Origin of the sequence: Christiangramia sp. LLG6405-1 (assembly GCF_045055805.1) — a bacterium.
Taxonomy (GTDB): domain Bacteria; phylum Bacteroidota; class Bacteroidia; order Flavobacteriales; family Flavobacteriaceae; genus Christiangramia.
On the sequence record NZ_CP159330.1, the window covers coordinates 642,850 to 666,049 of the forward strand.

Annotated in this window: 22 protein-coding genes; 7 read left to right on the top strand and 15 right to left on the bottom strand. The window is 40.5% G+C overall.

All coding sequences use genetic code 11. The features are described from left to right. Nucleotides 1-36: 36 nt before the first annotated feature. Nucleotides 37-546, top strand: a complete 510-nt coding sequence (locus ABVM50_RS03025; protein WP_405199902.1) for a DUF1440 domain-containing protein — start codon at nucleotides 37-39, stop codon at nucleotides 544-546. Here ABVM50_RS03025 and ABVM50_RS03030 read toward each other — a convergent pair. The 3 genes from ABVM50_RS03030 to ABVM50_RS03040 are packed head-to-tail and all read right to left on the bottom strand — an operon-like array spanning nucleotide 543 to nucleotide 5,622. Beyond that, on the bottom strand, nucleotides 543-3,011 hold the full coding sequence (locus tag ABVM50_RS03030) for a ligase-associated DNA damage response DEXH box helicase (RefSeq protein WP_405199903.1): 2,469 nt from the start codon (nucleotides 3,009-3,011) through the stop codon (nucleotides 543-545). The genes ABVM50_RS03025 and ABVM50_RS03030 overlap by 4 nt on opposite strands. Beyond that, nucleotides 3,011-4,603 carry an ATP-dependent DNA ligase gene (locus tag ABVM50_RS03035; RefSeq protein ID WP_405199904.1) on the bottom strand — a complete coding sequence of 531 codons (1,593 nt, stop codon included), beginning with the start codon at nucleotides 4,601-4,603 and terminating at the stop codon, nucleotides 3,011-3,013. Before ABVM50_RS03035 ends, ABVM50_RS03030 begins: the two co-directional genes overlap by 1 nt. Continuing rightward, the gene (locus ABVM50_RS03040) at nucleotides 4,600-5,622 is read right to left on the bottom strand and encodes a ligase-associated DNA damage response exonuclease (RefSeq protein WP_405199905.1); all 1,023 of its coding nucleotides are present in this window, start codon (nucleotides 5,620-5,622) and stop codon (nucleotides 4,600-4,602) included. Before ABVM50_RS03040 ends, ABVM50_RS03035 begins: the two co-directional genes overlap by 4 nt. Nucleotides 5,623-5,772: 150 nt before the next feature. Here ABVM50_RS03040 and ABVM50_RS03045 point away from each other — a divergent pair, with 150 nt between their 5' ends. Continuing rightward, nucleotides 5,773-6,204, top strand: coding sequence for a TerB family tellurite resistance protein (locus ABVM50_RS03045; RefSeq protein WP_141879049.1), 432 nt, complete (start codon nucleotides 5,773-5,775; stop codon nucleotides 6,202-6,204). Here the strand turns inward: ABVM50_RS03045 and fbp are convergent. Then, a complete protein-coding gene (gene fbp / locus ABVM50_RS03050; protein ID WP_141879050.1) occupies nucleotides 6,177-7,223 on the bottom strand; it encodes a class 1 fructose-bisphosphatase in 1,047 nt (348 codons plus the stop codon). The genes ABVM50_RS03045 and fbp overlap by 28 nt on opposite strands. A 100-nt stretch (nucleotides 7,224-7,323) precedes the next feature. On the opposite strand from fbp, the gene ABVM50_RS03055 reads away from it, so the two are divergent. From ABVM50_RS03055 to ABVM50_RS03075, 5 genes are all read left to right on the top strand, one after another. After that, nucleotides 7,324-7,812: a GNAT family N-acetyltransferase gene (locus tag ABVM50_RS03055; RefSeq protein ID WP_405199906.1), complete on the top strand. Its 489-nt coding sequence runs from the start codon at nucleotides 7,324-7,326 to the stop codon at nucleotides 7,810-7,812. A gap of 55 nt (nucleotides 7,813-7,867) precedes the next feature. Continuing rightward, nucleotides 7,868-8,341 (top strand): GNAT family N-acetyltransferase, encoded by a 474-nt coding sequence (locus ABVM50_RS03060; RefSeq protein WP_141879052.1) that lies wholly within the window; start codon nucleotides 7,868-7,870, stop codon nucleotides 8,339-8,341. 2 nt (nucleotides 8,342-8,343) lie between these two features. After that, nucleotides 8,344-9,594, top strand: coding sequence for an aspartate kinase (locus ABVM50_RS03065; RefSeq protein ID WP_405200679.1), 1,251 nt, complete (start codon nucleotides 8,344-8,346; stop codon nucleotides 9,592-9,594). Nucleotides 9,595-9,627: 33 nt separating this feature from the next. Next, on the top strand, nucleotides 9,628-11,439 hold the full coding sequence (locus tag ABVM50_RS03070) for a GNAT family N-acyltransferase (protein WP_405199907.1): 1,812 nt from the start codon (nucleotides 9,628-9,630) through the stop codon (nucleotides 11,437-11,439). 86 nt (nucleotides 11,440-11,525) lie between these two features. After that, a complete protein-coding gene (locus ABVM50_RS03075; protein ID WP_295177798.1) occupies nucleotides 11,526-12,179 on the top strand; it encodes an SDR family oxidoreductase in 654 nt (217 codons plus the stop codon). A gap of 46 nt (nucleotides 12,180-12,225) precedes the next feature. Here ABVM50_RS03075 and ABVM50_RS03080 read toward each other — a convergent pair whose 3' ends face one another. From ABVM50_RS03080 to ABVM50_RS03130, 11 genes are all read right to left on the bottom strand, one after another. Further along, nucleotides 12,226-12,636 carry a VOC family protein gene (locus ABVM50_RS03080; RefSeq protein ID WP_405199908.1) on the bottom strand — a complete coding sequence of 137 codons (411 nt, stop codon included), beginning with the start codon at nucleotides 12,634-12,636 and terminating at the stop codon, nucleotides 12,226-12,228. Nucleotides 12,637-12,725: 89 nt separating this feature from the next. Beyond that, complete coding sequence (locus ABVM50_RS03085) at nucleotides 12,726-13,703, bottom strand: 2-hydroxyacid dehydrogenase (protein WP_405199909.1); 978 nt, start codon at nucleotides 13,701-13,703, stop codon at nucleotides 12,726-12,728. Between the two features lie 101 nt (nucleotides 13,704-13,804). Further along, nucleotides 13,805-15,157 (bottom strand): magnesium transporter, encoded by a 1,353-nt coding sequence (gene mgtE / locus ABVM50_RS03090; RefSeq protein ID WP_405199910.1) that lies wholly within the window; start codon nucleotides 15,155-15,157, stop codon nucleotides 13,805-13,807. Then, entirely contained in the window at nucleotides 15,138-15,959 is an 822-nt protein-coding gene (gene rsmA, locus ABVM50_RS03095; RefSeq protein WP_405199911.1) for a 16S rRNA (adenine(1518)-N(6)/adenine(1519)-N(6))-dimethyltransferase RsmA, read from the bottom strand. The genes mgtE and rsmA overlap by 20 nt, the downstream gene beginning before the upstream one ends. A 6-nt stretch (nucleotides 15,960-15,965) precedes the next feature. Continuing rightward, entirely contained in the window at nucleotides 15,966-16,286 is a 321-nt protein-coding gene (locus ABVM50_RS03100; RefSeq protein WP_405199912.1) for a DUF4286 family protein, read from the bottom strand. A 19-nt stretch (nucleotides 16,287-16,305) separates the two neighbouring features. Continuing rightward, nucleotides 16,306-18,090 carry a tetratricopeptide repeat protein gene (locus ABVM50_RS03105; protein WP_405199913.1) on the bottom strand — a complete coding sequence of 595 codons (1,785 nt, stop codon included), beginning with the start codon at nucleotides 18,088-18,090 and terminating at the stop codon, nucleotides 16,306-16,308. 46 nt (nucleotides 18,091-18,136) lie between these two features. Continuing rightward, nucleotides 18,137-19,408 carry a serine--tRNA ligase gene (serS, locus tag ABVM50_RS03110; RefSeq protein ID WP_405199914.1) on the bottom strand — a complete coding sequence of 424 codons (1,272 nt, stop codon included), beginning with the start codon at nucleotides 19,406-19,408 and terminating at the stop codon, nucleotides 18,137-18,139. Nucleotides 19,409-19,478: 70 nt separating this feature from the next. After that, nucleotides 19,479-20,798 carry an HTTM domain-containing protein gene (locus ABVM50_RS03115; RefSeq protein WP_405199915.1) on the bottom strand — a complete coding sequence of 440 codons (1,320 nt, stop codon included), beginning with the start codon at nucleotides 20,796-20,798 and terminating at the stop codon, nucleotides 19,479-19,481. After that, a complete protein-coding gene (locus ABVM50_RS03120; protein WP_405199916.1) occupies nucleotides 20,788-21,726 on the bottom strand; it encodes a bifunctional riboflavin kinase/FAD synthetase in 939 nt (312 codons plus the stop codon). The genes ABVM50_RS03115 and ABVM50_RS03120 overlap by 11 nt, the downstream gene beginning before the upstream one ends. 6 nt (nucleotides 21,727-21,732) lie before the next feature. Further along, nucleotides 21,733-22,359 (bottom strand): aminoacyl-tRNA hydrolase, encoded by a 627-nt coding sequence (gene pth / locus ABVM50_RS03125; protein WP_405199917.1) that lies wholly within the window; start codon nucleotides 22,357-22,359, stop codon nucleotides 21,733-21,735. 135 nt (nucleotides 22,360-22,494) lie between these two features. After that, complete coding sequence (locus tag ABVM50_RS03130; protein WP_141879065.1) at nucleotides 22,495-23,151, bottom strand: 50S ribosomal protein L25/general stress protein Ctc; 657 nt, start codon at nucleotides 23,149-23,151, stop codon at nucleotides 22,495-22,497. Between the last annotated feature and the right edge of the window lie 49 nt (nucleotides 23,152-23,200).

Consider the following 23,200-nt stretch of genomic DNA (forward strand, 5'->3'; position numbering starts at 1 on the left):
TTATAAATAGTTTTATTCCACAAAAAAATCAAAATCATGAGTGTAGCAAATTTCTTTCAGAAGGATTCATATGTTTCTAATACAAGTCGTAGCGTAATTTCAGGTTTTATTGGTGGTCTTGCCGGGACTGCTGTTAAGACCCTTATTGAGCAGGTTCTTCCGGTTAGAGAAATCGACCAGAAGTCGTCTCAAATGAAGATAGTAGATGACCTTTCGACTAAGATCACAGGTAGCCCCGTAAGCACTCACAATGAAGCACTGGCAGAACAGTTGGTGAATATCCCAATGGGTGGTTCACTAGGAGCCGCTTATGGATATGGTAAAAAGAACCGTTTTGGTCTTAAACCTATGGATGGGATTATTTTTGGTGCAACGACCTGGGCTTCCACGCACGAAACTTCTTTACCTATTTTAGGTCTTGAGCCTAAACCAACAGATGTGCCTGTAAGAATGCAGATCAATGAGCTTTTTGCCCATGTTGCATTTGGTGTAACTACAGAGTTAGTAAGACATTATATCGATAAGCAATTGAGAGAGAGCAACTAAGCCTCTAATTGCTTCAACATTCTTTTAATTCTGTCTTCAAGTTTTTCTGAAGATAATTTTTCACGCATTCTATCTGTAATGATTGGAAATGAGAAGGGTGTTGGTTTCGCACATTTTTTCCACACGATCTTTTGTTTTGAAATTCTATCGAGGGAGATTCTTAATCTCCCTTCTTCCAATTGATGTTCAAAAGTCTCCCGAAAGGCTTGCTGATACAGTAAATTATCCTCTTCATAATCTCTGAAAACACTGAACAATAGTTGAGAATTGGATTGAAGGTGTTTGCTTTTGATCAGCTTATTTGGATAGCCGGTAAATACCAATCCAGCGATTACTGCTATATCGCGGAATTTTCTACGGGCCATTTCCGTAGCATTCAGACTTTTATAGAGATCATCCATTAAAAAATCTGCAGAAAACAGATTGTTATCCAATACTTGCTGCATATCGATCTCCTGGTCTGAAAGTAATTCGAATCCGTAATCATTAAATGCGATCGAAAAGCTAATAGGAACAAGCAAACTGATACGGTAAGCAAGTAAACTACCCAGAGCTTCATGCACAAATCTCCCGTCAAAAGGATAAAAAACCGCATGATAACCTTCCCTGGTTTTAAAAGTTTCTATTAAAAACTCATCTGCCTTTGGAATGATTGAATCTCTCTGTTGCCTTTTAAAAATAGGTTTTAAAGCTTCGAATTCAGGACTGGTCTTTTCATCCTGCTCCAATGCTGAAGCTTCATACATTTCATCGCGTAACAATTCACTCATTTGAGCGGAGAAAGTCATCCTTCCACCGGACCAACTGGGAACTTTAGCAGTTTTCTTTTTCGATTTTCTAACCAGTACCTGCATGTTCTTAATTCGAACGAGTTCCAGGTTTCTACCGGCAAAGGTAAATACATCACCAGGTTTCAATTTCGAAATAAAGAACTCTTCCATAGTTCCTATATAACCACCCTTAATATATTTTACACTAAGTACCGCATCGCTAACGATCGTTCCAATTTGAAGTCGGTGACGCATGGCAACTCCCCGGTTATTGATCTTAAACTTTCCATCTTCTTCGATCTCCACTTTTTTATATTCGTCGTAAGACTGAAGACTCTGGCTACCTTTGGTGATAAAATTAAGGATCCATCGCCATTGATCTTCAGTAATACCCTGAAAGCAGAACGTACTGGCAATTTCTGGGAAGATCTCTTTTGGGAAGAACCCATTAGAAACTGCCAGCGTATTTAAATATTGAACTAAAACGTCAAAACTCATCAGGTAAGGCACTCGATCCTCTACCGCCTTTTTAACTACGGCCTTTTGTAAAGCTGAAGCCTCGATCAACTCTATAGCATGAGTTGGCAGAAAGTAGATCAAACTTACTTTTCCCGGTTGGTGACCACTTCTACCTGCCCTTTGTAAAAATCTCGCTACACCTTTAGGTCCGCCAATTTGTACGATCGTTTCCACCGGTGCGAAATCTACTCCTAGGTCAAGACTTGAAGTACAGACCACAGCTTTCAGACTTTCATTTCTTATCGCCTGCTCGACCCAAAGCCTGGTTTCTTTATTAATACTCCCATGATGCATGGCAACTTCACCGGCAAACTCCGGATATTTACTCAGCAATTTCTGAAACCAGAGTTCACATTGCGACCTGGTATTGGTAAAAAGCAGAGTGGTTCTGGATTCCTTGATAATAGGCACGACCTCATCCAGCAAATGCAAGCCTAAATGCCCACGCCAGGGGAATTTCTCCATTTTCTTCGGAATAATAGATCGAACATCGATCTTCTTTTTCAAGAATGCTCTTACCAAAACCGAATTTTCATAGGCTTTTGAACTTGGCCCAAGCAGCACTTCCCTTGCCTGATCAAGATTTCCAATAGTTGCAGAAATACCCCAGATTCGTAAATCTTTGGAGATAGTTTTCAATCGGGAAAGACCTAATTCTACCTGAACACCTCTTTTAGTCCCCAGCAGTTCATGCCACTCATCGATGACGATCGCCTGCAGATCCTTGAATGTTTTATCGTAGTTTTTAGAAGCCAGTAGTAATTGCAGGCTTTCAGGAGTTGTAATGAGGAGATCTGGCATGGAGCGTTTCTGCGCGGCCCGGTCCTTCTGGGAAGTATCGCCGGTCCTGATACCCACGGTAAACTGCGTTCCCATTTCTTCCGCAAAGCGTGAAGCGGCTTGCTCAATTTCGACACTTAAAGCTCTAAGCGGAGTGATCCAGATCGCCTTCAGACCTTTCTTATGCTTCGTTTTATAATCCGGGTTTTTACGAATATAATCCAGTACTATTGGAACCCACAAGGCGTAAGTTTTCCCACTTCCGGTAGGCGCATTTAATAATCCATTTTTCTTCTGAAGATAAGCTGTCCAGGTATCCTTCTGAAATTTAAAAGGTTTCCAGTCCTGTTCCGCAAACCAGTCATCTGCCAGTCCTATGAGTTCTGCGCGCTTCATTATGGTATGAGCGCTTTTAGATCATCCAAAGTATTGGCTTCCTCGATCTTTTTATCCAATCTCCAGCGAAGTATCCTGGGGAACCGCGTTGCAACACCACTTTTGTGCCTTTTAGATTCTGCAATTCCTTCAAAAGCAATTTCGAATACGTAATGTGGAGTTACACTTCTAACAGGACCAAAGCGGTCCAGCGTATTTCGTTTGATCCAGGCATCCAGCTTTCTGAATTCTTTATCGGTAAGTCCCGAATAAGCCTTTGCGAAAGTGACCAGTTCCTTTTTTTCTTCATCCCAGAGCCCGAATGTATAATCTGTAAATAAATTACTTCGCCTTCCATGACCTCGCATGGCATAGGTAAGAACAGCATCTATGGTGAGAGGATCAACTTTCCATTTCCACCAGTCGCCTTTTTTCCTCCCTACGAGATACGGAGAATCTAGTCTTTTCAGCATTAATCCTTCCGACTTTACCTCTCGCGAGTTTTCACGCTCTACAGCAGCTTCCTCCCAGGTTTTAAATCGTATACTTTCTGAAAGATGTAAGGGCAACTCTTCGCTTCGAACTTCGTAATATAGCTTTTCCAGGATCTCACGTCTCTCTCCAAATGCCGTATTCCGGATGTCCTCACCTTCCCATTCCAGAATATCGTAGGCTTTTAAAATAACCGGTGTTTTTTCAAGAAGTTTCTTACTAACATTCTTACGCCCAATCCGCGTTTGCAGATCATTGAAAGTACCAATTTCACCACCAGGAAATGGCAGAATTTCACCGTCTATGACCGTTCCATTGGGCAATACACCAACCAAAGCTTCAAATTCGGGGTATTTATCGGTTACGAGTTCTTCTCCGCGTGACCACACAAATAACTGGTCATTTCTAATAATTACCTGCGAACGTATGCCGTCCCATTTATGCTCTGCGCTCCATTCTGAAACATCTCCAAGTGCATCAGGTTCATCTTCAATGGCGTAAGCAAGATAAAACGGATAAGGTTTTGAAAGAAAATCCTCTTCATTTTCTTCGAGAATAAGCTTATTATAGGTAATCTTTGAAGGTTCCCAGTTCCCCATTAATTTATAAGCGAGGATATCCTCATCAATTTCGGTAGCTTTTGCCAGAGCACGAGTCATCAATTTCTGACTTACTCCAATTCTAAAACTTCCGGTTATAAGCTTAGTAAAGACGAAACGTTCGTAATAATTCAGATTTAACCAGTTATCAAAAAGATATTCCTTTTTTACTTCTTCTGGCTTCTTCTTTAATTCAAGGATCTCCTGTAAAAATTGATTCAGACTTTTTTCTGTAGAACTATCACTCTTCGGAATAACAAGGGCAATAGTTTCTGCCAGATCACCAACAATATGATAGGATTCTTCAAACAGCCAGAGCGGGATATTCGCTAATTCTGAAGCCCATTCCCGCATAAGCGTGGTGTTTACCGGTCGGGGTGGTCGTCGATGACTCAAGATCGCGATGGTCCAGACCTTGTCTTTGTCTTCAGCATTTTTAAAATACTTGGTAAGAGCTTCTACTTTCAGGGTAGTTTTATTGGTACTATCCAGGGTTTTGATCAAATCTGCAAATGCTCTCATTCCGAATCCTTTTCTTTATCGCTTTCCAGTTGCCCGGTCTCACTTTCGTATTGAGTTTCTTCAGTTCTTGCGTCGTAACCCTGTTCGCGTAGATATTTCGAAAATATATCGGTATACCCATGAGTACAGATCACTTTTTCGCAACCAGTTTCTTTGATGGACGATAATAAACCCTGCCAGTCACAATGATCGCTGAGTACAAAGCCTTTATCTATGGCTCTTCTTCTTCTGGCACCACGAAAAGTCATCCATCCACTGGCTGAGGCGGTTACATAAGGCACCATTTTCCTTATCCAGGTACTTCCATGAGCACTTCCCGGCGCAAGTACGATATTACCTTTTAATTCTTCTTTCGTAGTTTCCCTGGTCACTCTTGTAGTTTCATGAAAATCGATTTGAGAACGTAAAACTTCAGTCATGTTCTCGATCGCTCCATGAGTATATATTTTACCAATAGAAGGATCCAAATGTTTAAGTAATCGCTGGGCTTTTCCGAGGGAATAACCGAAGAGCACAGAAGTTCTGCCATCTGCCTGATTTTGCGACCACCAGTTATTAATTTCAGTAAAGACCTGCTCCTGTGGAGTCCATTTAAAAGCGGGTAATCCAAAGGTGCATTCAGTAATGAAAGTATGGCATTTTACGGGCTCATAAGGGACCGCAACGCCATCATCCTCTGTCTTATAATCCCCGGTAAAAACCCAGACTTCACCTTTATATTCCACCCTGATCTGGGAAGAACCAATAATATGACCTGCCGGATGCAACGAAAATTTCACTCCGTTGATCGTAAAGCTTTCATTCCACTTCTTGCCGGTGACATTAATTTCTCCCAGCCGGTGACTAATGATAGGCACGTTGCTATGATGCGTAATATATTTTTTGTGACCATACCTGCTATGATCTGCATGACCATGTGAAATGATCGCCTTATCCACAGGTTTCCACGGGTCCAGATATACATCTGCAGCAGCGCAGTAAATTCCTTTGTCATTAAAAGCCAGTAGCGGTGTTTCCATAAATTCTGAAGAAAATTGAATTTAAATAATACTCGATTCAAACGGAAAGGATTAAGAAAAGATTAGCGAACGACTAGCAAGAATAATGCTGGCTTTGCGTAATTAAAGTGCGGGATATCTTTATATTTGTAAGACTAAATTATATTACAAATGTCCTTTTCAGATTTATTTGGCTCAGGAGAGCATCTAAGAAACTTAAGTCATTTTGCATCGATCGTAAATCTTGCAGCCATTGATGGCGAGATTAACGATAGAGAAGAGAAATTACTTCAAAGATTTGCGCGTAAACTGGATATTAACGAAGCTGAATATGCTAAGGTGATCGAAAACCCAAAAGCATTTCCTCTTACCGGATCCAATAGTGTGGAAAGAAGATTAGAGCGCCTGCACGATCTTTTCAAGATCATCTTTGCAGACAATGAGATCGACGAAGAAGAAACTGAACTTATCAAGCGCTACGCAATAGGCCTTGGTTTTTCCAGCCAGGCTTCAGAAGGAATTATCGAGCGTTCTATCCAGATCTTCAGCGGACAGTTAAACTTCGATGATTATCGTTATTTGCTTGAGAAAGATAACGACTGAGACTGATCTTCAGTTTCTGCCTTACGCATAAATTCTTCAGCTTTTTCCACCATTTTCCTGCTTCCGCAGAAGAAAGGCACACGTTCGTGAAGCTCAGTAGGTTTTATATCCATAATTCTCTGGAAACCATCACTGGCTTTACCTCCAGCTTGCTCTGTTAGATATGCAAATGGATTGCACTCATAAAGCAGTCTCAATTTCCCATTATTGGCTTTGGAACTCTTCGGGTACATAAAAATTCCACCTTTGATCATATTTCGGTGAATGTCTGATACCATCGAACCAATATACCTGGAAGTATAAGGACGATCTCCCTGTTCCTCCTGGCAATATTTGATATAATCTTTTACACCCTGTGGGAAATGTATGTAATTCCCTTCATTAATAGAATAGATCCTTCCATCCTCAGGAAATTTCATATCTGGATGAGAAAGATACCAGGATCCCAGTGCAGGATTTAATGTAAATCCATTCACTCCATGACCTGTCGTATATACCAACATCGTTGAAGTACCATAAATAATATATCCTGCGGCCACCTGCATATTCCCGGGTTGAAGAAAATCTTCCTTCTGAACCGGAGTCCCAATAGGTGTCACTCTCTGATAGATCGAGAAAATAGTTCCTACAGATACGTTTACGTCTATATTCGAACTACCATCCAGCGGATCCATTAATACAACATATTTATTTTTATGATCGCGTTTATGCCCTTCGATCCGGATAAAATCATCATTCTCTTCGGAAGCGATCCCACAAACGATCTCTCGATTCGTTAGGGTCTGAATAAACTTGTTATTCGCATAGACATCCAGCTTTTGCTGGTCTTCACCCTGAATGTTAGTCTCGCCATAAGCTCCTATAATATCCACCAGTCCGGCTTTGTTCACCTCGTGATTTACTACTTTGGCAGCTAGTCGAATAGAATTGATAAGTCTGGATAATTCACCGGAAGAACCCGGAAAATCTGACTGGTTTTCAATGATAAATTCTCCGAGAGTTTGATTTGGCTTAGACATGAAATTGGGTTTCTGGCCGCTAAAGTATTAAAATTTGATCTTACTATAACGATTTCGCTGGCAATACTACTATTGTTTAAATTTGTAGAAAAGTATTTATATGGAAATTAACATTAGAAAGGCGGAAGCCCGGGACATGCAAGACGTTCTCGATCTTATAAAGGAACTCGCAATCTTCGAAAAGGAGCCAGACGCGGTTATTATTTCTGAAGAAGATCTTATAAGAGATGGTTTTGGTGAGCGACCTCTTTTCACTTGTTTTGTTGCTGAAGTTGAAGGGAAAATCCATGGAATGGCTCTTATATATTTCAGGTATTCAACCTGGAAAGGAAAAACTGTTCATCTTGAGGATCTGGTGGTTCGGGAAAGCTACAGAGGCAAAGGACTGGGATCTGCTCTTTACAGCCGGGTGATCAAATTTGCTTCCGAAGAAAATGTAAAAAGAACAGAATGGGTAGTACTAAACTGGAATAAAGATGCTGCCGATTTCTATCGCAGAAGTGGTGCTAATGTCATGCAGGACTGGGATACCGTACAAATGGATGCAGATGGAATGCATGCCTATCTCCAAAATAAAAATATGCTTTAATAAGGCTTTAATAGACTTATCATCTACAATCCCTATTTTTGTTAAAATTTGACTTATGGAATATACAATTAGAGAGGCCAGACGTGAAGATATGCGGGATGTTCTGGAACTTATAAAAGAACTTGCTGCACATGAAAACCATCTTGATGATGTAGAGGTAGATGTTGCTGCACTGGAAAAAGAAGGTTTTGAACATGAAAACTTTAAATGTTTTGTAGCCGATGTTTCTGGTAAGATCGAAGGAATGGCGCTGGTATACTTCAGGTTTTCTACCTGGAAAGGAAGAACCGTACACCTTGAAGACCTTATCGTTCGTGAAAGTATGCGTGGAACAGGTCTTGGCGGAGCTTTATACCAGCAAGTTGTGAAATATGGTCATGAACATGGCGTTAAACGTATAGAATGGGTCGTTTCAGAAGGAAATAGAAATGCGATCGAATTTTACGAAAATACGGGTGCGCAAATAAAGGAGAGCTGGAAGACCGTACATATGGAAGAAAGTGGCATCCATAAAAATGTGAAAAAATAGTGATCAAAGTATTTAAGTTTGGTGGTGCTTCAGTAAAAAATGCTGAGGGCGTACGTAACCTTTTAAAGGTTCTTGAAGTCACAGGAACTGCAGAAAAACTGATCGTAATTTCTGCGATGGGTAAAACAACGAATGCTTTAGAGTTTGTTGTTCAGGAATACCTGCAAAATTCCAGAGTTTCGAATACGCTGGAGGAAGTAAAAACCTATCATCTGGAGATCATGCAGGAGCTTTTTCCAGATACAAGAGCACAGGTTTTCACTAAAATTCAAAGGCTTTTTACCGAACTTGAAAACTTTTTAGAGCATAATAAATCAATACAATACGATTTCGTTTACGACCAAGTCGTGAGCTTTGGTGAATTGCTTTCTACCACTATTGTTAGCGAGTACCTTAGTAATCAGCAGATTCCATCACAATGGCTGGATGCACGACAATTCATTAAAACCGATAGCACCAATCGGGAAGCTCAGGTAAACTGGAATAAAACTCAGGACCTCGTACTCAGTCATGTTGATACGTCTAGGCTCAATATCACTCAGGGTTTTATTGCTTCAGATGCGAATAATTTTACAACGACATTAGGCCGGGAAGGCTCAGATTATTCAGCTGCGATCCTTGCCTATTGCCTTAATGCGGAAAATGTTACGATCTGGAAAGATGTTCCCGGAGTTCTGAATGCAGATCCACGGCACTTCACTGAAACTCATTTACTCAACCAGATCTCCTATGAAGAGGCTATAGAACTTGCGTTTTATGGTGCTTCAGTGATACACCCAAAAACATTACAGCCATTACAAAGAAAGGAAATACCGCTTTATGTTCGCTCTTTTATTAATCCTGCGGAAGAAGGCACTGCCGTAAGTAAGGGCAGGACTATTTTTCCTGAAGTACCATGCTTTATCGTGAAGAAGAACCAGGTGTTGATCTCGTTGTCATCACTGGATTTCAGCTTTATGGTGGAAGAGAATATTTCTGAAATATTCCGACTTTTCCATAAATATCAAATGAAGGTGGATCTTATTCAGAACTCGGCTATTAGTTTTAAAGTTTGCGTAGATAACAAATTCAACCAGCTCGAAAAACTGATACAGCATCTTAAGGCGCGATTCAAAGTGGATTACAAAACCGGTGTTTCTCTTTATACCATCAGGCATTTCAATGCGGAAGCGATCGCTAGCCTGGAAAAGGATAAAACCGTACTTTTAAAACAATTGACCCAAAACACCGTTCAACTGGTAGCTGAAGATTGATTTTAGGTCACAAAATAACCAAACCAGGCAACTATGGGAATTGTAAGTGCAAGAGAAGTAGCCAAAGTGATGAATCTTCGCAAATTTGGTTTTCTTGGTGACAGCATAGGCTGGTTGATCCTTAAAACCACGAAACTTTCCCGTATTAATCGTGAATACGATAAACGCAAAAACCTTAATGGGATCGAATTTATAGACTCTATTCTGAATGAATTTGAGATCGATTTTGATATTCCAGAAAAAGACCTGAAAAGGATTCCAAAAGATGGTGCTTTTATTACCGTTTCCAATCATCCTCTGGGAGGAATTGATGGGATGATCCTGATGAACCTGGTTCTGGAAAAAAGACCCGATTATAAGGTTATTGCGAATTTTCTTTTACACCGTCTCGACCCTCTCAAACCTTATATCCTGCCGGTAAATCCTTTTGAAGACCATAAGGATGCCAGGTCCAGTCTGGGAGGAATGAAAAGATCGATCGCACATCTCAAAGCCGGGAACGCCCTGGGAATTTTTCCTGCCGGAGAGGTCTCTACAAGCAAGGATAAACATTTGATCGTGGATAAACCCTGGGAACCTTCAGCCATGAAACTTATTCAGAAATCGAAAGTGCCGGTGCTTCCTATCTATTTCCATGCTAAGAACAGCGTATTTTTCTATCGCCTGGCTAGTATGAGTGATGTGTTGCGTACTGCAAAATTACCGAGTGAGATGCTTTCTCAGAAACGTAGAAAAATAAAGGTTCGAATAGGTCATCCAATTTCAGTAGAAGATCAGAAAGAGCACACAAACCTGGAAGCGTATACCGCATTTTTACGACGGAAAACATATATGCTTGCTAATGTTTTTGAGAAGAAAAATTTACTATCCAAACTCCCCAGAACATTAAAGATCCCTAGATCTCCGAAAGATGTTGCTGAAGAAACCAATTCAGAATTAATGAGTCTTGAAGTGGAGAATTGCAGGAGAATGGATAAAAGGCTGCTGCAAAGTAAAAATTACGAGGTGTTTCTGGCAAAACGTGAAGTGATCCCAAACATCCTGAATGAAATTGGCAGATTAAGAGAGATCACATTTCGGGAAGTGGGAGAAGGCACTAATAAAAGTGTGGACCTGGACAAATTCGATGATCATTATCATCATTTGTTCTTATGGGATCGAGAAGCTGAAAAGATCGCTGGCGCTTACAGAATGGGAATGGGAAATGAGATTTTTGCAGCGCATGGAATTGATGGTTTCTACCTGCAGGACCTGTTTGGTTTTGAACCGGAACTTTACAAAATGATGAGCGAGAGCATTGAAATGGGTCGGGCCTTTATCATTAAAGAATATCAGCTAAAGCCAATGCCTTTGTTTTTACTATGGAAAGGAATTGTGCATTGTACCTTAAGGTTTCCAGAACATAAATATCTGATTGGTGGGGTCACCATTAGCGACAAGTTCAGCAATTTTTCAAAATCTCTCATGATTGAGTTCATGAAGTCTAATTATTACGATCCTTATGTTGCCCAGTATGTTCACCCAAAGAAAGAATTTAAAGTAAAACTTGTCGATGCCGATAAAGATCTTGTCTTTGATGAAAGTGAAGCTGATCTCAACAAATTTGACCGCATCATAGATGAGCTGGAACCTGAAAATCTCAGGCTTCCGGTGCTTATAAAAAAATATATCAAACAAAATGCTAAGGTGGTTGCTTTTAACGTAGACCCTTTGTTCAATGATGCGGTAGACGGACTCATGTATATAAGGATTGCTGATCTACCGGAGAGCACTGTCAAACCGGTGATGGAAGAGTTTCAGAAAGAACTTGAAGAGCGGGCGGCGACAACTGCAAAAGATAAATAAGCTGCTGTTAAGATACTGTTATTCTGATGTTTTTACTGGACATTGGAAAGCCTGATTCTTAACTTGCAACTCTAAACGCTAACAACATGGAAAATATATTAATAGCCGGTGCAACCGGTGCTACAGGAAAAAGAGTAATCGAAATCCTGAACAATTCTGAAAGTTTTAATCCGCTGGCACTTATTCGAAAAGAAGAACAAAGACAGCAGTTTGAAGATATGGATGTAGAGGCTGTGATGGGAGATCTTGAAGGCGATGTAAGTCATACCATGAAAGGAATTGACAAGGTGATCTTCGCCGCAGGATCTGGTGGAGGAACCAGTGAGGAAAAAACGATCGCTGTAGACCAGGAAGGTGCAAAAAAACTTATCGATGCAGCGAAAAACTCCAACGTTCAGAAATTTGTGATGTTAAGCGCAATGGCAGCAGATGAGCCATCAAAGAATGAAGATCTTAAGCATTATCTAGAAGCGAAAAAAGAAGCTGACGATTATCTTCGTGCAAGTGGATTGAATTATACGATCGTAAGACCAGGTGCGTTGACAGATGATCTTGGCCTTGCTAAAGTTGAAGTCGCAGAAGGCTCACTTGGAAAAAGAGGAGAGATCTCCAGAGATGATGTAGCATTTTTACTGGTGATGTCACTGGCAGATCCATTAGTAAAAAATATGACTTTTGAGGCAATTGAAGGTCCACAATCTATAAAAGAAGCTTTATTAGATCTTACCACTAAAGCTTAAATGACATATTGAATCAAGAAAAAAGCCATGCGATGCATGGCTTTTTTTATTCTTTATCTTTTTCTATCTGATCCAGGAAAACCTGATCCACTGGCTCCCATAATTCGATCTTGTTTCCTTCGGGATCCAGGATCCAGCCAAATTTACCGTAGTCATAGGTTTCCATTTCGCCTACAACTTCTACTCCTTCAGTTTTCAAAACCTTCAGTAATTCTTCCAGGTTCTCTACCCTGAAATTCATCATGAATTGTTTTTCCGAAGGTTGAAAATATTCAGTTTTATGATCCATCGGGCTCCATTGCGTTGAGCAATCATTTCCCTGATTATCCTTCCACCAGAAAGTACAACCGTATTGATCTGTATCCAAACCTAGATGCTGATTGTACCAGCTTTTTGTAGCGTCCGGATCTTTTGCTTTAAAAAAGAAACCTCCTAAACCTGTAACCCTGTTTTTCATAATGCATCGAATTTATCCCGATAAATTTTAAAATTCTTTACTTGTTTAAAGTTAAGTGAGATCTCTAAGGCTCTAAAGTGAAGCCCTATTTACTTATTCTCAACTCCAAAGCTCCCTATGATCTTATCTGCGATCACTGTAGCCAGTTTTTCATGAGATTCTCTGGTCCATCCCGCAACATGCGGACTCAATAGTGTATGCGGCATAAACATAAGTTCCCTTAAAGCTTCCGGAATAGAATCTGCCGCACTTATGCTAACATTCTTCTTATTCCCAAAAAGACTTTCAAAACTGGATTTTTCATATTCCAGTACGTCCAGTCCTGCTCCAAGGATCTTCCCCTCTTTTAGTGCATCAACCAGATCTTCTGTCACCGCACTCTTCCCTCTTGCTGTGTTGATAAACCAGAAGGGTTTCTTAAAGTTAGCGATAAATTCCTTATTGATCATTTGAAGAGTCTTCTCTGTTAACGGAGTATGCAAACTCACGACATCAGCCTTTTCAAAAAATTCATCGTAGGAAACCTGTCTTGCATTCTCGTCTGCAATCCCCTCCTTCAGATCATAAAAGATAACATCAACATCAAAACCTCTAAGCTTTTTCGCAAAACTCTTCCCCATATTTCCGTAGCCTATCAAACCAACTGTTTTACCGTCCAGTTCCACGCCACGATTTTCTTCACGATGCCATAATCCTTCGCGAACCTCACGATCTGCTTTGTTGAGTCGGTTAAACAGGGATAACAGCATCCCAAGAGCATGTTCCCCAACAGCATTTGCATTCCCTTCCGGCGCAGAAAATAGTTCGATTCCGCGTTCCTGAGCATATTCCACATCAATACTTTCGAGTCCGGCGCCAACCCGGGCGATAAATTTCAAATTTGGCGCAGCATCAATAAATTCTTTATCAATCTTATACCTGCTTCTTATGACAATACCATCGTATAGATGTTGATTCTGCAGGGTTTCTTCGCGGCTTTGTTCGAAGCCTTCCACATTATGATGACCAGCTTCTGCCAGTTTTTTCATTAATATTGGGTGATTGGTATCTGCGTGTAGAATGATCATGTCTTTCTTATTTGAATTTAGCAATTTTCACAGTTTCAGTAATCTACTAAAACTGCCTGCTGCAAAGTTAAGAATGATTTGGAAGAAGAAGTAAAACAGTACTAGAAACCTAGGATCGCCTTGGCGATAAGAAAGTAAGTAAGGATACCAAAAACATCGTTACTTGTAGTGATAAAAGGTCCGGTAGCAACCGCAGGATCAATATTATTTTTATTCAGAATAATAGGGATAAATGTACCAATAAGAGCAGCTAATACGATCACCGAGATCAAGGCCACCCCAATACTGATCGATTCCCGAATAGTGGTTCCGAAGAAATAGGAGCTAATAGCGAAAACGATAATCGCTATGGAAGTTCCATTGATAAGTGCGAGGCCGAATTCCTTTAGCAATCTTGATAGAATATTCCCCCGCAGACTATCATTTGCCAGTCCCTGTACGATGATTGCGCTGGATTGTACTCCAACATTCCCGGCAGTTGCCTGGATAAGCGGCACAAACACCAGCAAGTTTGGATAGGTAGTAAGTATGGTTTCGAAACCGGAAATTATACTGGCAGCTCCAAGACCACCGAACATCCCGATCATTAGCCAGGGTAATCTAGCCCTGGTTTGCTTGAAAATATTATCATCGGCCTCCACATCTTCAGAGATACCTGCGGCCATCTGGTAATCCTTTTCAGCTTCTTCTCTTACAAAATCTAGAATATCATCAACGGTAATTCTTCCTACGAGGCGATTCATTTCATCGACCACGGGAATAGCTTCAAGGTCATACTTTTGCATGATCCTCGCTACCTCATCACCTTCAGTATGCACGTTTACATAATCCACCTGCGGAATATAAACATCACTGATATTGGCGTTACTGGAAGCGGTTAACAGATCTTTCAGGGAAAGTCTTCCCTTTAATTTATTCTTGGAATCGACCACGTAAATTGAATGAACACGGGTCACGTTCTCAGCCTGTTTGCGCATCTCGGCCATACAGCCGGTAACACTCCAGTTCTCATTTACCTTAACGAGTTCTTTCGCCATAAGACCACCGGCAGAATCTTCGTCATAACGAAGCAGTTCCACGATATGATCTGCATGCTCCTCATCTTCGATCTCAGCGATCACATTTTGCTGTAGTTCCGGTGACAGTTCAGAAATAATATCTGCCGCATCATCGGTATCCATTTCGTTCAGCTCTGAAGCGATCTCGCTTGGAGAAAGATTTTCAAGAATGCGTTCCCGAACATTCTCTTCAAGCTCCATAAGAGCTTCAGCAGTTTTCTCACTATCCAGAAGCCTTACGATATACGTGGCTTCTTCCAGGTTTATTTCAGTGAGAATTTCAGCAATATCAGCATGATGCACATCTTCAAGGTGCAACAACAATTCCTCATCGTTTCCTTGTTCGATGAGGTACTGGATCTTGTCAATTAATTCTTCACTTATTTGAAACTGCATACGGCTCTATTTTTTGCGTCAGTTCAATAAACTGCTGGAAACCGAGTTGTTCCGGTCGAGAGCCAAATATAGTATCTTCCCTTAGATTATCTGGAAGATTAAGACTTTTTAAAGAATTACGAAGTGTTTTTCTACGCTGGTTAAAAGAGGTTTTCACCACGGTAAAAAACAGCTTTTCATTACAGGGAAGACTATAGTTTTCCTTACGTTTTAAGCGTAGAACTCCGCTATCCACTTTAGGTGGTGGGTTGAAAACTGTTGGAGGCACCGTGAACAGGTATTCTGCTTCATAAAATGCCTGAACCAGTACGCTCAAAATTCCGTAAGCTTTACTTCCTTCCTTTTCACAAATTCGTTTAGCCACTTCTTTCTGAAACATTCCAGAAAATTCTGGGATCTGGTCTCGCATTTGCAAAACCTTGAAAACGATCTGTGTAGAAATATTATAAGGGAAATTACCAATTACGGCAAACTGTTCCTCTCTAAAAATACTTCCAAGGTCGTGTTTTAAAAAGTCTTTTTCATGAATGCGACCACGCAAATGCAGGTAATGGCTTTCCAGATATTCCACACTTTCTGAATCGATCTCGATCACATGAACTTCAGTATCCTTTTCAAGAAGATACTTGGTAAGCACACCCATCCCAGGACCTATCTCCAAAGTTTTTTCATATCCGGAATAATCCAGAGTATCAGCTATTTTCCTGGCGATATTCTCATCGGTCAAAAAATGCTGACCAAGATGTTTCTTTGCACGAACATCTGTATTGGATTCTTGTCTTGGTGGCCTGTTATTTTTCATGATCAATTATTCCTGAGAAGTATATTCTCCAATTATTTCAAGTTCGGTTCTAAAAGCGACGAATTTACCTTCGAAAGCTTTGGAACTTGCACGCATTTTAGTGGCATCTTCATTATAATATCGCTCCAGCATTTCCTTACTTTCCGTAGTATATTGTACTGAATAGGTAATGCCGCCCATTGGTTCCTGCACCATCACTTTGGTCATCAAAGCTTCGCTGAACTTTCCGGTTTTTAACATATCAGGGATATGTTCTTTTTTCATCCACTCCATCCATTGGTCGTGGATCTCTTCCTGTACGTTCAGGGTAACATTATAAATGATCATCGGGAAATTTTTAAAGATGTTATTCCAGTATATCTCCACGAAGTTGCCTGTACTTTTTACGGGCATCTGTGAAATAAATACTATTGGCAAAGTTAAAGATAATTTGCTCGTAAAGAGTCTTTGCCTTCTCTGGATGTTCCAGCTTGTTTATGTAAAGTTCGGCAAGATAGTAATGGGCGTTATCTGCCAGGATATCATCACCATAAGACTGGATGATCTGCAAATAATTATTCTCTGCCTTATCATAACTTGCTTGCTCCTCGAAAAGCCTTGCCTGCGAATACAAAGCCTCATCCTCTATACTTTCACCCTTATGTATTTTCAGGATCGTATCCAGCATAGAAATAGCTTCTGAATTTCGCTTCTGAAATGCCAGCAGGTCTGCCCTAGCATACTTTTTAAGTGCAGTTTGCGTACTATCTTCCTGGCTATTATCATTGATTAGCAAGCTCAGTTCCATGGCATCATTTGCGATCAATTGCGACGTAGATTTTTTAAGAATATCAAGCTGAGTTTTTGCCCATTCAAAATCACCTTTATAGTAACTTGTCTTAGCAACCTTGAATCTTGCATCCTGCGCCATGACATCGTTTTTCACCAGGTTTTGCACCTGTGAATAATAGATCAATGCCTGGTTGAACTTTTCCTGCATCACCAGGATATCTGCCAGCGCCATTTTCACTTTGGCTTTTTCGAAATTGGATAATTGCAGTTCCTGAGCGTTATCAAGTAAAGCGATCGCTGCTTCTTTTTTATCTCTTCGGAAAGCTTTAAAGTTTGCCAGATCGATCTGAAGTTCCAGCGTTTCATTATTTACTCCGTATTCTCCGATCAATTGCTCAAATTCCGATTCAAGGTCATTCAATCCTGCTGAAGTTACCGTTTCGGTTCTGAGTTTTAGTAATAGATGTCTGGCCTGTAAATTGAAAGCCGGGGATGGCGATTCTTCTATCGCATAGGTCAGGATTTCTTGTGCTTCCTCAAATTGCTTCGCTTCCCGTGCCAGCAGTGCAAGATTGAGAATTCCCTGTAAGTTCTTTTCTCCTCTTTTATAAATTGCGCGTTCCTGGGTAAAAGCTTTGTCGTATTCCTGCTGCTGCACGAAAAGCCAGCTTAGCATTTGATTATATAGTAATCTTGGATCTTCCTGTGACCTCTTCAGTAGTAATTTTCTAAAGTTGATATTGGCTTCGGTATCCGGATCATCCGTGATATAACGACTAAACTCACGATTTGCCAGGCTATAGAATTTCGTATCATCTTCTATAAGATCGAGATAATTAGAGAACATCTTTTCTGTATTCCCCTGTTCCCCGTAGATCCTTGCGAGTTGCAAATTAAAATTCTGAGCGGGATTGATCTCCATTGCTCGTTCATAAGCTTTTACTGCATAGTCGAGCAAACTGTATTTCTCAAAACTTCGGGCAATAGAATACGCATAATTGGGTCGCGATTCACCCGCCTGTAAAGCTTCCTGGTAAAACTGTTCTGCACGTTCCAGGTTTTGCTGAAGTTCGTAGTTATGTCCAATATCAATTAGGATGGCTGGATTATTTGCCGAAGCATTCATACGCTCCCGCAAAAGATCTTCCGCAGCTTTAAAATCTTCGAGTTGTTGATATGAACTTACCAGACCGTTAAAAATGATTGGATTGGAAGGATTATCCTCGTAGATATCCTTATAGATCTCAAGTGCTTTTTTGTATTCGCCCTGATCGAAAAAATTCCGGGCAAGCTGCTCAGATTGTGCAACCGTTATAGAGCCGGTGAGCAGGAAAATCAGCATAAATAAAAAACAGCGCATATGTAAATATAAACATTTGCGCTGTTCCAGTATGGTGAACCTCAGGTTAATCGATCAAATCGAAACCACAATATGGAACCAGAACTTCAGGAACTTTAATTCCATCTTCAGTCTGGTAATTTTCAAGGATACCGGCAAGTACTCTTGGTAAAGCTAGGGCACTACCATTTAAAGTATGAGCCAGTTCCTTTTGATTCTCTTTATTCTTGTAACGTAATTTAAGTCGGTTAGCCTGGAAAGTTTCGAAGTTTGAAACCGAGCTTATTTCCAGCCATCTATCCTGAGCAGTAGAGAATACCTCGAAATCGAAAGTAAGCGCTGCCGTAAATCCAAGATCACCACCACAAAGACGCAAAATTCGATATGGCAGTTTTAGCTCTTTAAGTAGGTTTTTAATATGGTCTACCATCCCATCTAAACCTGCGTAGGAGTTTTCCTGGGTTTCTACTCTTACGATCTCTACTTTATCAAATTGATGTAAACGATTCAATCCTCTTACATGCGCTCCATATGATCCCGCTTCTCTTCTGAAACATGGGGTATAACCGGTACATTTAATTGGAAAGTCATTTTCGGTCATTAAGTTATCACGAAACATGTTTGTCATAGGAACCTCAGCCGTTGGGATCAGGTAAAGATCATCTTCAGTAACATGATACATTTGCCCTTCTTTATCTGGCAACTGTCCTGTTCCATAACCTGAAGCTTCATTGACCAAAAGAGGTAATTGATATTCAGTATAACCGGCTTCGGTTGCTTTATCCAGGAACCAGGTGATTAAGGCACGCTGTAATCTCGCTCCTTTTCCTTTATACACTGGAAATCCTGCACCGGTGATCTTATTCCCCAGTTCGAAGTCAATAATATCGTACTTCTTTGCCAGTTCCCAGTGTGGTTGAGAACCTTCAGCCAGCACCGGAACATCACCATCTTTAAATATCTCCTCATTGTCCTCTTCGCTTTTACCAGCGGGAACAGATGGATGTGGAATATTTGGGATCGTGTATAGCAACTCCTGCAGTTGAGTTATAGTGCTATTCAGTTTTTCCGAAAGATCTTTAGAATCTTCCTTTAACTTCCCGGTCTTTTGCTTTAAAACATTAGCCTTCTGGTGTTCCCCATTTTTGAACATTAGCCCTATCTCTTTCGAAAGCTTATTTGAAGTCGCCAGGGTATCATCTAATTGTGCCTGCGTGGACCTTCTGGTCTCATCCAGTTCGAGGATCTTATCGAACACTGCTTCAGCCTCAAAATTTCGCTTTTTGAGTGCCTGTATATATTCGTCTTTATGTTCTGCTATTTTGGAAACCTGTAACATAAGGCCTGAAAATTTTAAATGAAGTTGAAATTTTTATAAGCTGCAAATGTAGCAAAAGCAGGCTAGAAAATTAGTCTTCGGTAGAAGGTAAAATCCAGCCATGATGACGAAAATGCTGCCATTCTTCAGCCGCCAGATCCACCTTTGGATCGATAAGGGTTTTATATGGACCACGATTCACCCTGATTTTCCCTTCAGTATAAACCTCTATTTCCATACCTTTTTCAGCATATTCCTGCTCGAGCCTTTGCGCAAATTGCCAGATCATATCCGGTTTGCTTGGAATAGCTCTTAATTGTTTTCGGGACAGGTAATCTTCTTTCTGAACAATGATTGTGTCGCTGGTTCCTTTCTCCACTACTTTGAAAGTAATTCTACCACCTTTGCCACGAAGCATCATTCTCCAGCTTAAGCGATGTCCTTCTTCGGTCCAGAGCACATCATCCTGAAAAAACCAATGTCGTAATGGCAAGGCGACCTGTATAGCAAACCAAACGGCCAGAGCGCCAATAAAAATCTTATTCCAGGAAGGAACATTGATCTCATTTCCAGTGTAGAATCTTTTCTTTCCACGCAGGAATATCTTGTTGATAGTTTCCGAAGGGAAAAAGAAAATACAGAAGGCGAGCGACATATAGGGAAAGATGCCGATATGGAAAATAAAACTGTTGAATAGATGAAAGAAAATCGCGGCGATAAATGCCGTCAATCTTGTTCTTTTCCAAAGTAGCAACGGAATTATTAACAGGTCGAACAGGAGTCCGAAAGAAGTGATCGCATAGCGAATCCAGGGTTGCTGAAGGAACTCTCCAACCAGCCAGTAATCTTTTTTGGAAGCCATAAGCATGGCAGGAAAACTTCCATCCAGCCAGTCCGGATAAAATTTGGCTACCGAAGCATACGTATACACGATCCATAACTGAAGTACGATCACCACCCAGACCCATCTGGGCATGGAAATTCTGCTAATTTCCGGTTTTCTCCACGCATCTATCGAAAACCAGCGATGTGCCGGCAGAAAGCTCATTATAAAACATAAGAGCATGAGCAGGTAATAATGATTGTTATACGAGGATTTCTGCATTAAATAAACCCCAGCCCACATGATCCCGTAGAGCACCATGGACATTCGATATTTGAAACCCAGCATGACAAAAATCCCGAAAACGCCCATGATCGCGTAATACCAGATCATCCCGTTTCCAGGTAGCGGTTGAAGAAATTCGAATCCTATAAAGTTGAAAGTGAATTCCGGCTCTATCATGGTTCGGCGAATCCAACCAGTGAAAATAGCACCAAATGCTTCGATGGTGATCAATAATCCAAATAACGCACGAAATACAACGAGTGCTGAATTATCGACTTCTTTGAACAACCACCTATTCAGCATAATTATCCTTGATATATTGACTTGAAAATGCCTGGTCCTGCTTCATGGCGATCTTTAATTCTTCTACTGAATTAAATTTCTTTTCATCGCGGATCCTTACCAGCATTTCTATGGTAAATTTTTTTCCGTAGAGATCCTTATCAAGATCAAAAAAGTACGTTTCGATCGTTTGCTCCTTTCCTCCAACAGTAGGATTAGTTCCAATATTCATCATTCCAAAAATGGTCTGTCCATCTAAAACAGATCTTACTACGTAAACGCCATTCTTCGGTATTAGTTTATAATCTTCAGGAATTTCCATATTTGCGGTGGGATAGCCAAGATCTTTGCCAATCCCTCTTCCTCTAACCACAATACCCTTCAGAGTAAATTCACTTTGAAGATAAATATTAGCCTGTTCCACTCTTCCGTCCAGAAGTGCTTTCCGAATTTTAGTAGAACTTACAGCTACCTGTTCCACATCCTGCTGGGAGATCTCTTCCACCTCAAAACCAAAATCTTTTCCAAATTGCTTGAGATCATTAATATCAGCGGTGCGATTGCGCCCGAATCTATGATCGTAGCCAATAATGATCTTTTTTGCCCTAAGTTTATTTACAAGGATATCTCTGACAAATTCCAGTGCAGTGAGCCTGGAAAATTGATGTGTAAATGGATGAACCACAAGGTGATCTATCCCGGTTTGATCTAATAATTGCTTGCGCTCCCCGATCGTATTAATAAGCTTGATATCACTTTCCTTCTGCAACACCATTCTTGGATGAGGAAAAAAGGTTAGCACAACCGAGTCCAGGTTGTTGGCATGGGCAGAGTTGACAAGGCGGTCTATGATCTTGCGATGACCTGCATGAACACCGTCAAAAGTCCCTATGGTCACTACAGTTTGACGTTCGCTATTAAATGAGTTTGCACCTTTATGCTCTTCCAAATCCTGTTATTTTCCGTTATATGAATTCATGGTATTGGAAACTCCAGCTGTTCCAAAGCTCAATATCAATTCTGCGGAAGTTTTCAAACGTTCCGGCATCTTCTTAAGTTCATCACCTTCCCATTCGCCAAGTACATAATCTATTTGTTGTCCTTTGGCAAATTCATCACTAATTCCGAATCTAAAGCGATTGTATTTTGTGGTATTTAATTGTGCCTGTATGTCTTTAAGCCCATTATGACCACCATCGCTACCTTTGGTTTTGAGTCTTAATGTTCCAAAAGACAAGTTGAGATCATCTGTCACTACCAGCAAATTCTCCAGGTTGATTTTTTCCTTCTGCATCCAGTAATTCACTGCCTTCCCGCTAAGATTCATGTACGTGCTTGGCTTGAGAAGCACAAATGTTCTTCCTTTAAATTTAAAGCTGGCAACGTCGCCCAGTTTCTGGGTTTCAAAGCTCACCTCTTTCTCTCTGGCAATTTCGTCCAGGATCTTAAATCCTATATTATGCCTGGTATTTTCGTATTTCGGGCCAATGTTTCCAAGGCCTACGATCAAAAATTTCTTCATGGGATCTATTTGCTTCCCAGTCTCTTTCTTACGTAATATCCTTCCGAAGAATGAAAGCATCCAATTTAGTTTTCGTAAAGATAAAATTTATCAGCTACTTTGAAATTAGATTACTAAAAACCGAATGATAAAATTCTGCTAATAAAAAAAGCATTCCGAAGTGGAATGCTTTTCTATATGAATTAAAGAATAAGACTAGTTGTCTTCTCCTTCTTTTACTGCTGCTACATCATCAGTCTCAGTAGCTGGTACTTCATCTGGAGCAACTTCATCTTCGTCCTCATCGTCCTCAAGAGCAACAATGTTACGAGATGTTCTTACCTGACAGATTACGGTGTTATCTGGATGCTGGATCGCATAATCCTCACTAGCAACACCAGTTACGTAAAGCTTCTGACCAATTTTAAGTTTAGATACATCTGCAACGATGTAATCTGGAAGATCTCCAGGTAAACCTCTTACCTTAAGACGACGAAGGTTGTATCTTAATACACCACCGTTCTTAACCCCTCTTGCAACACCTTCAGTGTGAACAGGAATTTCCATTGTAATTGGCTTATCATCGAAGATCTGGTAGAAATCGATGTGAAGGATAGCATCATTCACTGGGTGAAATTGAATATCCTGAAGAATCGCATCAAAAGATTTTCCATCTTTCAATTTAATTTTAACTGTATGTACATCTGGAGTGTACACAAGGTCTTTGAATGAGATTTCCTCTGCTGCAAAGTGTAGTGGATCACCTTCTACGCCGTACAATACGCAAGGAACCTGTCCAGCATTACGTAGTGCCTTCGTTGCCTTCTTGCCTACGCTTTCTCTTTTAGATCCGTTGATCGTAATTGATTTCATTATTGTAATTTAAAGTTATAACAAATGTCGTCGGGTCCGCTTTGGACTG